The 13,472-nt window shown below is 62.4% G+C and carries 10 protein-coding genes and 1 tRNA gene; 4 read left to right on the top strand and 7 right to left on the bottom strand.

Annotation, left to right across the window (positions count from 1 at the left end; genetic code table 11):
• Positions 1-133 precede the first annotated feature (133 nt).
• Positions 134-215 (top strand) — tRNA-Leu (locus tag E5K00_RS01755).
• 118 nt (positions 216-333) lie between these two features.
• Here E5K00_RS01755 and E5K00_RS01760 read toward each other — a convergent pair.
• The 5 genes from E5K00_RS01760 to E5K00_RS01780 form a co-directional block, all read right to left on the bottom strand.
• Positions 334-1,887: an NFACT RNA binding domain-containing protein gene (locus E5K00_RS01760; RefSeq protein ID WP_135461069.1), complete on the bottom strand. Its 1,554-nt coding sequence runs from the start codon at positions 1,885-1,887 to the stop codon at positions 334-336.
• A gap of 58 nt (positions 1,888-1,945) precedes the next feature.
• On the bottom strand, positions 1,946-2,467 hold the full coding sequence (locus tag E5K00_RS01765; RefSeq protein ID WP_135461071.1) for a hypothetical protein: 522 nt from the start codon (positions 2,465-2,467) through the stop codon (positions 1,946-1,948).
• Positions 2,468-2,487: 20 nt separating this feature from the next.
• Positions 2,488-3,255 carry an MBL fold metallo-hydrolase gene (locus tag E5K00_RS01770; protein WP_135461073.1) on the bottom strand — a complete coding sequence of 256 codons (768 nt, stop codon included), beginning with the start codon at positions 3,253-3,255 and terminating at the stop codon, positions 2,488-2,490.
• A 100-nt stretch (positions 3,256-3,355) separates the two neighbouring features.
• Positions 3,356-3,733 carry a response regulator gene (locus E5K00_RS01775; protein ID WP_135461075.1) on the bottom strand — a complete coding sequence of 126 codons (378 nt, stop codon included), beginning with the start codon at positions 3,731-3,733 and terminating at the stop codon, positions 3,356-3,358.
• Between the two features lie 61 nt (positions 3,734-3,794).
• Positions 3,795-7,901: a PAS domain S-box protein gene (locus tag E5K00_RS01780; protein WP_135461077.1), complete on the bottom strand. Its 4,107-nt coding sequence runs from the start codon at positions 7,899-7,901 to the stop codon at positions 3,795-3,797.
• A 144-nt stretch (positions 7,902-8,045) separates the two neighbouring features.
• Here E5K00_RS01780 and E5K00_RS01785 point away from each other — a divergent pair, with 144 nt between their 5' ends.
• Together E5K00_RS01785 and miaA are read left to right on the top strand one after the other, a co-directional pair.
• Entirely contained in the window at positions 8,046-9,173 is a 1,128-nt protein-coding gene (locus E5K00_RS01785) for a glycosyltransferase (protein ID WP_135461079.1), read from the top strand.
• Complete coding sequence (gene miaA / locus E5K00_RS01790; protein WP_135461081.1) at positions 9,170-10,075, top strand: tRNA (adenosine(37)-N6)-dimethylallyltransferase MiaA; 906 nt, start codon at positions 9,170-9,172, stop codon at positions 10,073-10,075. The genes E5K00_RS01785 and miaA overlap by 4 nt, the downstream gene beginning before the upstream one ends.
• Positions 10,076-10,350: 275 nt before the next feature.
• Here miaA and pfkA read toward each other — a convergent pair whose 3' ends face one another.
• Positions 10,351-11,322 (bottom strand): 6-phosphofructokinase, encoded by a 972-nt coding sequence (gene pfkA, locus E5K00_RS01795; protein WP_135463643.1) that lies wholly within the window; start codon positions 11,320-11,322, stop codon positions 10,351-10,353.
• A 251-nt stretch (positions 11,323-11,573) separates the two neighbouring features.
• Here pfkA and E5K00_RS01800 point away from each other — a divergent pair, with 251 nt between their 5' ends.
• Positions 11,574-12,032 carry a tellurite resistance TerB family protein gene (locus E5K00_RS01800; protein WP_135461083.1) on the top strand — a complete coding sequence of 153 codons (459 nt, stop codon included), beginning with the start codon at positions 11,574-11,576 and terminating at the stop codon, positions 12,030-12,032.
• A 165-nt stretch (positions 12,033-12,197) separates the two neighbouring features.
• Here the strand turns inward: E5K00_RS01800 and E5K00_RS01805 are convergent, their stop codons facing one another.
• Complete coding sequence (locus E5K00_RS01805; RefSeq protein ID WP_135461085.1) at positions 12,198-13,388, bottom strand: aspartate aminotransferase family protein; 1,191 nt, start codon at positions 13,386-13,388, stop codon at positions 12,198-12,200.
• Positions 13,389-13,472: the final 84 nt, after the last annotated feature.

A 13,472-nucleotide genomic window follows, 5' to 3' on the forward strand; every position in this document is an offset into this window, starting at 1 on the left:
TCTTTTTCGCAGAAAAAACGCGCCTGTGCTTGCACCGCTTGGCATAAGCCCCTACTTTTGTGCCCACTTCGCCTCCTCAGCGAAGTCAGCGGCCCTCGGGCTGCTGCTGCGAGTACCGCTTTCTTGCCCTTTTGCGCACGTGGTGAAACTGGTAGACACGCCATCTTGAGGGGGTGGTGCCTTCGGGTGTGGGAGTTCGAATCTCCCCGCGCGCACACAACGAAAATCCCTGCTTCAGCTCGCCTGAAGCAGGGATTTTGCTTTTAGCCTGGCCCGGCGCGGCCGACGATTTTCGTTCAACGGCGAGATGCAAGTATGCGTCTCTACACGCCATCAGCCGCCGGCCCGCTCGAAGGGGTTGGCCGGCACCACCAGCACCACCCGTTCCCGCTCGACTACTACCTGTCCGGCCACGGCACCCTTGCGCTTGCGCACAAACTTCTTGGGCGTGACGGTCACGGGGCAGAGCGAGTCGTTTTTGCGGCGCGAGTACCAGGCGGCCAGCTGGGCGGCCCGCTCTATCACCGGCTCGGGCGTGGGGTGGCCCGGCTTCTGCCGGATGACGACGTGGGAGCCGGTTACGTCCTTGGCGTGCAGCCAGAGGTCATCTTTGTGGGCGTAGCGCTGGGTGAGCAGGTCGTTGTTCTGGGCGTTGCGGCCCACCAGAATGGTGTAGCCGCCGTCGGTGAATACTTTGAAGGGTAGCTCGGCGGCCTCCTGGGCTTTGGTGGCGGGCAGCAGCTCGTGGGTTTTGCGCCAGGTGCGCAGGGCGCGCAGGTCGGTCAGGGCCGGCAGCTCTTCCAGGCGCTCCAGGCACCAGAGGGCTTCGGTTTCGCGCCGCTCGATGCGCTCCTGCAGCTGCTCGGTTTCAATCTTCTGGTTTTTGGCCTTGCGGTACAGGTTTTGGGCCGTGCGCTGGGGCGTTTCCGAGGGCTTAAGCTTGATGGTGCGCAGTTGGTTGTCCTGGTAAAAATCGACGACCTCGACCTGCGCGGCGCCGGCCGGAATATTCGTCAGGTTGGCCATAATCAGGTCGGCGGTCTGGCGGTAGCCGGCCGTGTGCTCCAGGGCGTAGAGGCGGGTGCGGGCCTGGCTGGCGCTGATGGTGGCTTCCTCGGCCCGCTTCTCCAGCTGCTGCCGCACCTGCCGCAGCTCGGTTTCGTAGGCCCGCCGGCCCAGCGTGAGGGGCACAAACAGGCGCAGGGCCGCCACCGGGTCGGGCGGCAGCGTCCGTTCCACGTCGCCGATGGGCAGCAAGGTCAGGCGGGTTTTGCCCTCCACGGCCACGAGGTAGAAGTGGGCCGGGTTTTCGAGCTGAGTTACTATGTCCTGCACCATTCGGATACGAGTGGTAGCATCGGCCGCGTCGTAGCCGTGGGCGCGCAGGTAGCGCGGCGGCACGTCGCCCAGGCCCGGAAAGCTGCGCAGCGGATTCGTGGGGTCGGGCAGGGGCTCGGGGGCCGGGGCCAGGTCGGCATCGGCCGAGTAGCGCTGGTGAAACAGCTCGGCGGGCGCGTCGGGAGCCGAGCGGAACACGGCGTTGGGACGCGGGCCGTAGAGCTTGAACAGCAAAGAGCCGCCGCCCAGGAAGTGCAGGCGCAGCACCCGGTCGTGGGGAAATACGCTGACATCGGCAACTTCCTGGCCCAGCAGGCCGGGCAGCAAATCCACGGAGTTGGTCCGGGCCCGGTGAAAGGTTTCGGGCAGGGCCAGCACCGGGAAGTTGGCCGAGAGCTGGGCCTTGATCCAGAATTCCTCCTCGCCTTTGAGCAAGCCCACGACCAGCTCGTCTTTCTCCTGCGAAAAGCAGGTGGCAACCCGGAAACCGGCCAGCTGCCGGGTGAGGGCTGGGGCCAGCTGGCGCAGGAAATAATAGTTGTTATGCATGGAGAAGGGGGTGCCGGGGGTAAGAAACCCAGGCTGAAACGAAGCGGGGCGGTAACGGCTACTTGAAAGAGTACGTCAATGGCACCGCTATGGAGTCCCGCGGCAGGGTGGCCGGGCTGAACCGCATGGTGCTGACTATGCGGTTGGCCTCCTTTTCCAGGGCCGCTACCACAGTGGGGCTAAAGCGGCTTTCTTCTAACGCGAAGTTGCGCTGCAAAAGACGAGGTGGCAGGATACTCCCGTCGGCGTTGATCCGAAGCTGGAAAACGAACTGCACCTGAATGGCCGTGTCGGCGGCACTCATCAATTGCAGAGCCTCTTTCGGCCACCGCATCCGTTGGGTCAGATACGATACGACCTTGAAGCTGGCAGCCCGCCGGGCCGCCGGGTCGGTAAGATGCCAGGAGCGGGGCAGAACTACCGGGGCCAGCACCCGGGCCGGGCTGTAGGGCGTCCTCACTTTGTGCCCCACCGACAGCGGCATGCCCGGGGCACTGTGCACGCCCGCACCCGACTGGGCGACCAGCGGGCCGGCCGTGGCGCATAGAATCATCAGCGGAAAGAGGAGGCTTCTACGCATACGGCCGGTCGGGAAGAAGCCTAGAGCGTCACTTGCAGCCCGTCGTAGGCCAGCCGGATATTCTCGGGCAGCGTGGCTTCTACTTCGCGGTGCTTGCCCAGCTGGTGCCCGATGTGGGTGATGTAGCCCACCCGCGGGGCCAGATCCGCGAGAATCGCCACCGCCTCCGACAGGCTGAAGTGCGAAATGTGCTGCTCGTGGCGCAGGGCGTTCAGCACGATTACCTCCGAGCCCCGCACCCGGTCCAGCGACTCCTGCGACAGATGGTTGGCGTCGGTGATGTAGGTGAAATTATCGATGCGGAAGCCCAGCACCGGCAGCTTGTAGTGCAGGGCCCGAATGGGGTGCACTTCCACGCCTTCCACCAGAAAGCTGTCCGAGTCGCTCACGATGGGGTAGGTGGCCACTTTGGGCACGCCGGGGTACTTGTGCTCGGCAAAGATGTAGGCGTACTCGCGCCGGAGCTGCTCCAGCACCCGCGGCTCGGCGTACACGGGCATGTCCTGCTGCTGCTTGAAGTTGTACGCCCGGATGTCGTCCATGCCAGCCGTGTGGTCTTTGTGCTCGTGGGTGAACAGCAGCGCGTCCAGGTGGTCGATGCGGGCCCGCAGCACCTGCTGGCGGAAGTCGGGCCCCGAGTCGATAATCAGGCTTTTGCCCTGGGTCTGCACGTGCACCGATACGCGCAGGCGCTTGTCGCGGTAGTCCACGGAGCTGCATACCGGGCAGTGGCACCCAATCATGGGGACTCCCTGGGACGTACCGGTACCGAGAAAAGTAACTTGCACTGTTGCTTGAATTATGAATGCTGAATTATGAATTATGAATTATTCCTGGCCCGCCGGGGTAGCACCAATTCATAATTCAGCATTCATAATTCATAATTCCTTACCCGATATACTGCTTCACTACGCGCACCAGGGCGTCGAAGTCGAGAGGCTTGGGCAGGTAGTCGGTCACACCGGCCTCGCGGAACTGCTCCATCGAGTAGTTGTTGGCGTTGCCGGTAATGGCGATAATCGGAATCTGGGCGATGCGCGGGTCGGCGTTGCGCCGGATTTCGCGGGTGCACTCCATGCCGTCTTTCACCGGAATGTTGATGTCCATCAGCACGCAGTCGATGGGCTGGGACTCCACCTGCTTGATTACTTCCCCGCCGTTCTTGGCCGATACAATTTTATATTTCTGGAGCTCCAGAATTTTTTTGGTCAGGTTCAAAATAACAGAGCTATCCTCTGCTATCAGGATCGTTTTAGAATCAGCCATGGAAGAGAAGGTTTAGGGTCGGACGGGTACGGGAAGGGTCGGTTAAGAACTACTACGGCGTTTACTCGCTCTGGGTAACAGACGAATAGGTATTCACGAACGTGGTGAAATGCCGCATGATGGTGCGGAAATCCTGTTCCACGTGGTCAAGTTGGCCTTTTTTTAGGTCATGTTCCAAGCTTTTTACGCATTCGGCCAGCTCATTTATGCCCAGCGTGAAGCCCGTGCCCTTGAGCTGGTGCAAATGCGGCAGGATCTGCGCGTACTGTTTTTCATCGACCAGCTGTTGGGCTTCGCTGAGCAGCTGGCCGGCTTCCTGCTCGAAATCGGCGTAGAGCTGGGCGGCAAATTCGGCCCCGCCCAGCTGCCGGAGCTGGTCGAGTACCTCGGGGTCGATGTAGGTGGTTTCTGACGGGGCGGCTTCCGGCGCGGCCGGCGCCAGGAGCGGGGCGGGCAGCTCGGCCACGGTGTCCGGTTCCGAAGCGTTGGACAGGTGCAGGGCCGCCAGGCGCTCGGCCGCGCCGGTCCAGCGCAGCAGCACGGTGTAGAGGTCCTGCGACTTCACCGGCTTGGAAATGTAGTCGTCCATGCCCTGCTGCACAAACCGCTCGGCGTCCTCCTTCATCGAGTAGGCCGTCATGGCTACGATGGGGGGGCACTGCCGGCCCAGGCGCTGCCGGATCTGGTTCATGGCCGTGATGCCGTCCATTTCGGGCATCTGAATGTCCATGAAGATCAGCTCGTAGTGGCCCGTGGGCGCTGTGGCCTTGCTGATAGCCTCAAACCCGTCGCTGGCCACGTCGATCTGGCAGCCCAGCTTGTCGAGCAGGCGCACGGCTACCTTCTGGTTGATGGGGTTGTCGTCGACGAGCAGCACGCGCGGGGCCGTTTCCAGGCGCATAATTTCGTGGCTCCGGTCGCGGGAGGCCACGCGCTCCTGCACGATTTCCTCCTCGTTGAGGGCCACCCGGCAGCGCATCGTAAACCAGAAGGTGGAGCCGTCGTCGGTGTTGGAAATCATGCCGATTTCGCCGCCCAGCAGCTCGGCCAGCTGCTTGCTGATGGCCAGGCCCAGGCCCGTGCCGCCAAAGGCCTTGGTGGGCGTGGTGTCGAGCTGGGTGAAGTTGGTGAACAGCAGCTTGGCGTTGGAGGGCGAAATGCCGATGCCCGAGTCCTGCACCGCGAAGCGCAGCGTGTGCTCCACCCCGTCGGTGCTCACCGACGAGACGATGATGCTGACCGTACCCGCCGAGGTGAACTTGATGGCGTTGGAGGTCAGGTTGCTCAGAATCTGCAGCACCCGGGTTTCGTCCGTGATGATGAAGCGCGGGGTGTGGGGCGTAATGTGGTAGGTGAACTTGAGGTGCTTCTGGTTGGCGCGGTTGGCAAACAGGGAGTGAATCTTCTCCAGGGTGTAGTGCAAATCAATGCCCGACTCGTTGAGCTGGAGCTTGCCGGCCTGAATCTTCGACAGGTCCAGAATGTCGTTCAGAATGGTCAGCAGCGCGTCCGAGGACTTGCGCAGCGTGTCCACGTACTCTTCCTGCTCTTCCGAGGCCACGGTCTGGTGCAGCAGGTCAATCATGCCGATGATGCCGTTCATGGGCGTGCGCAGCTCGTGGCTCATGTTGGCCAAAAACTGCGTTTTGGCTTCCAGGGCGGTTTCGGCTTCCTCCTTGGCGTGGCGCAGGTCGTCCTGCATCTGCTTGAGCTCGGTGATGTCGCGCCCGATGCCTTCGGTGCCTTCTGGCCCGTCGTTTACCTTGCGGGCATTCACCAGCACGCTCACCGAGTGGCCCAGCTTGTGGCGCATGGCCACCTCGATGTTGCGCGCCTCGCCGAAGTTCTGCACGCTGTTCAGGAGCTCGTCGCGCTGCGAGGGGTGCACGTAGTAGCTCATAATGGGCGTGCCGATGACTTCCTCGGGCTCGTAGCCCAGCATGTCCTGCACCGAGGGGCTCACCAGGGTCAGAATGCCCTTGCCGTCGGTGCGGTAGTACACGTCCTGGAACGACTCGAAGATGGCCCGGAACTTCTCTTCCTGGGCCGCCAGCTCCAGCTGGGAGCGTTTCTTGTCGGTGATGTCGTGGGCCATGCCCGAAATTTCCTCGAAGGTGCCGTCGTCGAGGTAAATCGGGTTGAGGTAGATTTCGCGCCAGGTGTCCTGCCCGCGCGAGTCGCGCAGGCGCACCTCGAAGCGCTGGGGCTGGCCCTGAAACGCGCGGCGGTAGTTCTCGATAAATGCCTCCCGGGTTTCTTCCTCCATCATGCCCAGGTCGGCCTGCCAGAGGTTCACGTTCAGGGACGGATACACGCCGTTGCGGCGCAGGAAGTAGGCCGAGTAGTTGCGGTTAAAGGACGTCAGGCGCGAGTGCATGTCCACCGACCACATCAGGTGGGTGCCGCTCTCGAAAATGGCGTTCAGGCGGGCGTTCTGCTTGTTGATCTGGACCTCGTTGCGCTTGCGCTCAATGGCCAGGGCCACCTGGTTGGAAATAAAGTGCAGAATCTCGATGTCGGCCGCGGCGTAGGCATCGGCCTTGTGGTAGTCCTGCACGGCAATAACGCCGATAATCCGCTCCCCGATGCTCAGGGGCGAGCAGAGCATCACCTCCGGCATCAGCCCGAAGGCCGTAATGGTGCCGTTGGCAATGAGCTCCTGCAACTCGGCCCGCAGCAGAAACTGGGGCCGCCCGGTGCGGATAATGTACTCCGACACGCCCGAGGAAAACGGCCGCGACACCAGGCCCTGCTCGCCCTGAATGTTCTGGTCGACGAAGTAGCTGAACTGCAGCTGGGTGCGCGCGTCGTCGCAGAGGGCAATGTAGAAGTTGTTGGTTTCGATGATCTTGCTCAGCTCCCGGTGAATGGCCCCGTAAAGCGACTGTAGGTCCTTGGAGCTGATGGCCAGGTTGGCAATGCTGTAGTACACCTTCTGCAGGCGCTCGGCCTTGATGCGGTCGGTGATGTCGTGCAGAATGGCGCGGGTGCTCACCGGCTCGTCGTCCTGCCAGGAGCAGCTGATGGAGCCAATCAGGTGAATGGGCTTGCCGGTCTTGGTCAGGAAAACCGTTTCGAGCTTGTTGACTTTCTCGCCCTTGTAGAGGTTACGCAGCTGGTAGAGCAGCTTGGCCTTGTAGTAGGGGTGCACCACGTCGCCGAGGGTCATCTGGGCCAGGTCCTCGTCCGAGAAGCCCAGCTTTTCCTTCCAGGCCTTGTTCACGAACAGGAAGCGGTTGTCGATGCTCAGGTTCTGAATCAGGTCGTGGGCATTGTCCAGGAAGTCCTGCAGGCGGTGGCGGTTGTCGGTCAGGGCGCGGGCCGCCACGTGGCGGTCGGTGTAGTCGCGGCCCACCACGAAGACGCCGGTAACGAGGCCCCGCTGGTCGCGCGAAAACTCGGCGTGCCAGTACACCATGCGCGTCTGCCCCGACTTGGTGACGATGGCGCGCTCGTAGAAGTCCTGCAACTGCTCGGTTTCGATGCAGGTCAGGAAGTTCTGGCGCATCCGCTCCCGCTCCGCCGCCGGGGTGAACACCAGATGATACAGCTGGCCGACGACTTCTTCCCGGGAGTACTCGGTGTAGTGCAGAAAGTAGTCGTTGACGTCGACAATCACGCCCGCCCGGTCAACCGCCACGTAGCTCAGGTTGGTCCGGCTCAGCAGGTCGCGCACCTGCTCCTGGGCGCGGCTCAGCACCAGCTCCTCGGTGTGGGCGTCGGGCGCGGGCGGGTTTTCCCGCGCGTCGCGCAGGAGGAGCTGCACGGCCGCGCCGCCGGGCGTGGCAATGCGGTGTAGCGTCGCGGTGGCCTGCAAAGTCGTGCCGTCGGCCCGCTGGCCCCGCCAGTTCTTCGCTACCCGGGTGCCGGTTTGGGCGGTCTGGCGAATGGCTTCCTGCAGCTCCTGCGCCGAGTGCCAGTACGATTCCGGGCCCGTGCCGGAAGCCGGCAGCTCAGCCGGCCCGGGCAGCCCGGCGGCCAGCAGCGCCGGGCGCGTGGTGCCCAGCAGCTGCCGGGCGGCCTGGTTGCAGTCGACCAGCACGCCGTGCTCATCGTAGAGCAGCAGGGCGTCGTAGGCTTCCTCGAAGAGGGCGCGGTAAAAGTCGGCGCTGGGGGCCGGAGCAGCCCCCGGTGCCGCGGCAGCCGGTGATACAGGTCGGATCGACATCGGGTAGGATAGGGGGTCGGCGGGGGAGGTAATCCACCACACGTAACCAGTACGCGAGTTTTAACTCCTTAAATTTGTCAAAAATATCCCAAATAGCGTGTTTTCACGCGGGATTGGGCCCGGAAAAATGCCGCTGATTTCTGTATGCGCACCCTTATCTTCACGGTAACCACCGATTTAAACTACGATCAGCGCATGCAGCGAATCTGCGGGAGCCTGGCCCGGCATGGCTACCAGGTGCTGCTCGTGGGGCGTCAGGGGCGGGCCTCGCAGCCCCTGACGCCCCAGCCGTATCGGCAGCACCGGCTGCGCTGCTGGAACAATAAAGGCAAATTATTCTATTTAGAATACAATATAAGGCTGTTTTTTTACCTGCTTCGGCAGCAAGCCAGCGCCTGGTGCGCCATCGACCTGGATACGGCCCTGCCGGTGTGGCTGCGCGCCCGGCTGGCGGGCCAGCCCTTTATCTACGATGCCCACGAGCTGTTTACCGAGGTGCCCGAAGTAGTAAGCCGGCCGGCAGTGCAGCGCTTGTGGCGGGCCGTCGAGCGGTTTATCGTGCCCCGCGCCGCGTTGGCTTACACGGTGGGGCCGGCCCTGGCCCGGGTGTTTGAGCAGCGCTACGGCCGGCCGTTTGCCGTGGTGCGCAACATCAGCCGGCTGAGCGCCGCCGAACTGCCGCCGGCCCCGGTGGCGGCACCCCAAGAGGGGTACATTCTTTACCAGGGCGCTCTGAATGCGGGTCGGGGCCTGGAGGCGCTGCTCGACGCCATGCCGCACGTGGCGGGCCGCCTGGTTATCTGCGGGGAAGGCGACTTGTCGGGGCCGCTGCGGGCGCGGGCGGCCCGGCTGGGCCTGCTTGATTCCGGTAAGGTTGACTTTCGCGGCTACGTGCTGCCCGACGCGCTACGGGAAGTCACGAGTCAGGCGGCGGTGGGCATTATGCTGCTCGAAAACCAGGGGCTGAGCTATTACTATTCCCTGGCCAATAAGTTTTTCGACTACCTGCACGCCGGCATTCCCCAGCTGATCGTCGATTTTCCCGAGTACCGGCTGCTGAATGAGCAGTACGAAGTGGCCGAGGTGGTGGCGCTGACGCCCGAGTCGATTGCGGCGGCCCTGAACGGGCTGCTGCGCGACCACCCGGCCCGCTACCACGCCCTGGCCCAGAACTGTCGCCGCGCCCGGCTGGCCTTCAACTGGCAGCGCGAGGAGCAGCACCTGCTGGGCCTTTACCAGAGCCTGTGGGCTCCCCAACCCGTTTCCGCATGAGTTTTTCGCTTCCTGACTTCTCGCCGCCGCAGCCCACGCTGCTGGTCGTGGCCGGCCCCACGGCCGTGGGCAAAACCGCCCTGTGCGTGCAGCTGGCCCAGCACTACCAGACCGACATCATCTCGGCCGACTCCCGGCAGTTTTTTCGGGAGTTGAGCATCGGTACGGCCAAGCCCACGCCGGCCGAAATGCAGGGCGTAACGCACCACTTCATCGACTCGCACAGCATTACGGAAGACTACAACGCCGGCCGCTTCGAAGCCGACTGCCTGGCCCTGCTCGACGAGCTGTTTCAGCGGCACCGGGTGGTTATTCTCACCGGCGGCTCGGGGCTGTATCTGCAGGCCGTCACGGAGGGGCTGGATGAAATGCCGCTGGCCGACCTCACGGTGCGGGCCGCGCTGCAACGGGAGCTGGCCGAGCACGGCCTGGCGCCGCTGGTGGCCGAGCTGGAGCGCCTCGACCCGGTAACGCACGCCCGTATCGACCGGCAAAACCACCAGCGCGTGGTGCGGGCCCTGGAAGTGACGCGCAGCACGGGCCAGCCGTTTTCGAGCTTTCACACGCCCAAAGTAGCGAAGGAAAGGCCCTTCCAAACCGTTAAAATAGCCCTCAGCCGGGAGCGGGAAGAGCTCTACCAGCGCATCGACCAGCGGGTAGACCAGATGCTGGACGCGGGCCTGCTGGCCGAAGTCACCGCCCTGCTGCCCTACCGCCACCACAACGCGCTGCAAACCGTGGGCTACCAGGAAATCTTCGGCTACCTCGACGGCCTCTACGACTGGCCCGAAGCCGTGCGCCTGCTCAAGCGCAACACCCGCCACTACGCCAAGCGCCAGCTCACCTGGCTGCGCCGCGACCCGCAGTACCACTGGCTGCACCCGGAGGCGGTGAGATGGTGATTTAGTGATTTAGTGATTTAGTGATTTAGTGAGTTGTCGTTCAATGACTCCTGTTATTGCGAGGTGTAGCTGAAGCAATCCGTCCTCTCAAATATGCGGAGTGCTCTTACGTGAAAAGCCCCTTATTCCGGTTGGAATAAAGGGCTTTCTGGTAAAAGGTCGTTAGTCACTGGCAGCGGATGCCGGCGGCCTCGTAATGGCAGGAAACTCAGCGTCAGTGCGGTGAGAACGAAAAACTCACTAAATCACTAAATCACTAATTCACCAACTCACCGCTACACCGACAGGATTTCGACCATGCGCATGAAGGTCTGGTTGATGAGCTTTTTCTTGTGGATCGTGTCGCTGAAGGGGGTGTAGACCAGCTTGCGGTCCACGATGCCGGCCATGACGTTGCGCATGCCGTTCATCAGGCCCTCCACGGCGGCAATGCCGATCTGGGAGCCCAGCAGGCGGTCGGCGGCGGTGGGGGAGCCCCCGCGCTGCACGTGCCCGATGATAGTCACGCGGGTGTCGAGCTCCGGAATGGCTTCCTTTACCTGCTTGGCCACGGCCTGGGCGTTGCCTTCCTCATCGCCCTCGGCCACTACCACGATAAACGAGGTTTTCGAGCGTTTCCAGCCGGCTTTCAGCGTTTCAATCACCGCCTCGGTCGACATCTGGGTTTCCGGAATCATCACGATTTCGGCCCCGCCCCCGATGGCGCAGGGAATGGCGATGTAGCCCGAGTCGCGACCCATTACCTCGATGAAAAAGCACCGGTCGTGCGAATCGGCGGTGTCCCGGATTTTGTCGATGGCCTCCAGGGCCGTATTCACGGCCGTGTCGTAGCCGATGGTGTAGTCGGTGCCGTAGAGGTCGTTGTCGATGGTGCCGGGGGCGCCCACGGTGGGAATGCCGAACTCCTGCTCGAAAATGGTGGCGCCGGTAAAAGTACCATTGCCGCCGATGGCCACCAGGCCGTCGATGCCGTTGTTGACCAGCTGGTCGAAGGCCTGCTGCCGGCCTTCCTTGGTCTGGAATTTCTGGCTGCGGGCCGACTTCAGAATCGTGCCGCCCTTCTGCACGGTGTTGGCCACGGAAGCCGAATCCAGCTTCACGAACTCCCCTTTGATCATGCCGCTGTAGCCGCGCATGATGCCATACACCTCAATGCCGTGGTACACGGCCGTGCGCACCACGGCCCGGATGCAGGCGTTCATACCCGGCGAGTCGCCGCCGCTGGTGAAAACTGCAATACGTTTCATCATAATTCAGGTATTCAAAACTGCCCAGTGCGGGCGGGGCAAAGGTGGTAAATCCAAATTGAAAACAAAGTCTTTGAGGGGTGGAAAGGCAAAAAAACAACGCAGAAAATAGGTTGCTGCCGGCTATTTTTTTTAGAACTGCGTATTGCAACAAACCTTCCTGCCGAGTATCTTAACCGCTCTGCCGCCGCCGCTAAACCGCCCGGCAGGCTCTGTTCTTTTCCTTCACCGTTACTTAAGCGACGCCCTATATGTTTGGCTTTTTTGAAAACGAGCAAACCAAGAAAGTGAAAAGTCACCTCATGAATCTGGCAGCGCTGGCCAAAGCCGACGGCCACATTGACGAGCGGGAAATGAGCTTCATCGTGGCGGTGGGCAAAAAGAACGGAATGCGGGCCGACGACGTGCGCTCCATCGTGGCCAACTCCGGCAACATCAACCTGGTGTTGCCCGACAACGATTCGGAGCGGTTCGACCAGATTTTTGACTTGGTGGACATGATGCTGGCCGACGGCATCGTGGACGACCACGAAATGGACTTCTGCATTGGCATGGCCGAAAAGCTGGGCTTCCGCAAAGCCATTGTGGGCGTGCTGGTTCGCAAAATATCGGTCGGCGTAAAGGACGGCCTGCCCCGGGAGCAGATCAAAACCGAGTCGGAGTCGTTTCTCAACTACAACGGCACCCACCCCAAAGGCAGCGGGCTGTAGGGGTTTTAGTGCTTGGTGCCTAGTGCCTAGTGCCTAGTGCTTGGGTTTTGGCATCTCGTGCACACAGCTTCGATATTAGAATTAAATCTGGTGCCCAATGTCGATGTAAGGCATTGGGCACTACCTCTTTCTAAGCACCAAGCACCAAGCACCAAGCACTAAGTACTAAGCACAAGCATCAACTGAGCGCAGCAGGGCGGCGCAGGCTTCCTCGATTTCGGAAACGGAAATCGTGAGGGGCGGGGCGATGCGCAGGGAATTGTCGCAGAACAGAAACCAGTCGGTTAGGATGCCTTCGTGGGCCAGGGCGTGGTCGATGATGGGCTTGAGCACGGCGAAGGAGTCGAACTCGACGGCCAGCAGCAGGCCGTGGCCCCGCACCGCCCGAATAGCAGGATGCTGCAGAAGCCGCCGGAACAGGGCGGCTTTTTCGTGCACGCCCGCCAGCAGATTTTCCTCCTGAATAACGCGCAGCGTGGCCAGGGAGGCCGCGCACGACACCGGGTGCCCGCCAAACGTGGTGCAGTGGCCCAGAATCGGGTTGGTTTTGAAGCCCGCCATGATTTCCTGGGACGAAATAAACGCCCCAATTGGCATACCGCCGCCCATCCCCTTGGCGCACACCAGAATATCGGGCGTCACGTCGAACTGCTCGAAGGCCCAGAAGGAACCGGTGCGCCCGAAGCCGCACTGAATTTCGTCCAGAATCAGCAGGGCACCTACCTCGTGGCAGCGCCGGCGCAGCGCCGGCAGGTAGCCCGGCTCCGGCACCCGCACGCCCGCTTCGCCCTGCACCGTTTCGACGACGACGGCGGCCGTGCGCTCGGTTATCAGCGCCAGGTCGGCGGGCTCGTTGAAATGGATGTGGCGCACGTCGGGCAGCAGGGGGCGGTAGCTGTTTTTGAAGCCCTCGGAACCGGTGATGGACAGCGCGCCGTGGGTGGAGCCGTGGTAGGCGTTGTGGCAGGAAATCAGCTCGGTGCGGCCCGTGTGGCGCTTGGCCAGCTTCAGGGCCCCTTCGATGGCCTCGGCCCCGGAATTGGTGAAGTATACGCTGTCGAGGTGCGCGGGCAGGGTTTGGTGCAGGGCGTAGGCCAGCTCGGCCGGCGGGGCCTGCACCAGCTCACCATATACCATCAGGTGCAGGTACTTATCGGCCTGGTCCTTGATGGCCTGCACCACGCGGGGGTGGCGGTGGCCCACGTTGCTTACCCCAATGCCGGAAATCAGATCCAGAATGCGGCGGCCGGCGGTATCGTACATGTACACGCCTTCGGCCCGCTCAATTTCGAGCAGCAGCGGAAAGTCGGAAGTCTGGGCCTGGTGGCGCAGAAACAGCTGGCGGGGGGTAAGCATAAGCAAAGCAACTTCGGGTTTGGGGGCGCAAAGGTAGGTAGACTCCGGGCCGTAACCAGTGGCCGGCCCGAGCTGCTGCCGGCC

Origin of the sequence: Hymenobacter aquaticus (genome assembly GCF_004765605.1) — a bacterium.
In the GTDB taxonomy this organism is placed as follows: domain Bacteria; phylum Bacteroidota; class Bacteroidia; order Cytophagales; family Hymenobacteraceae; genus Hymenobacter; species Hymenobacter aquaticus.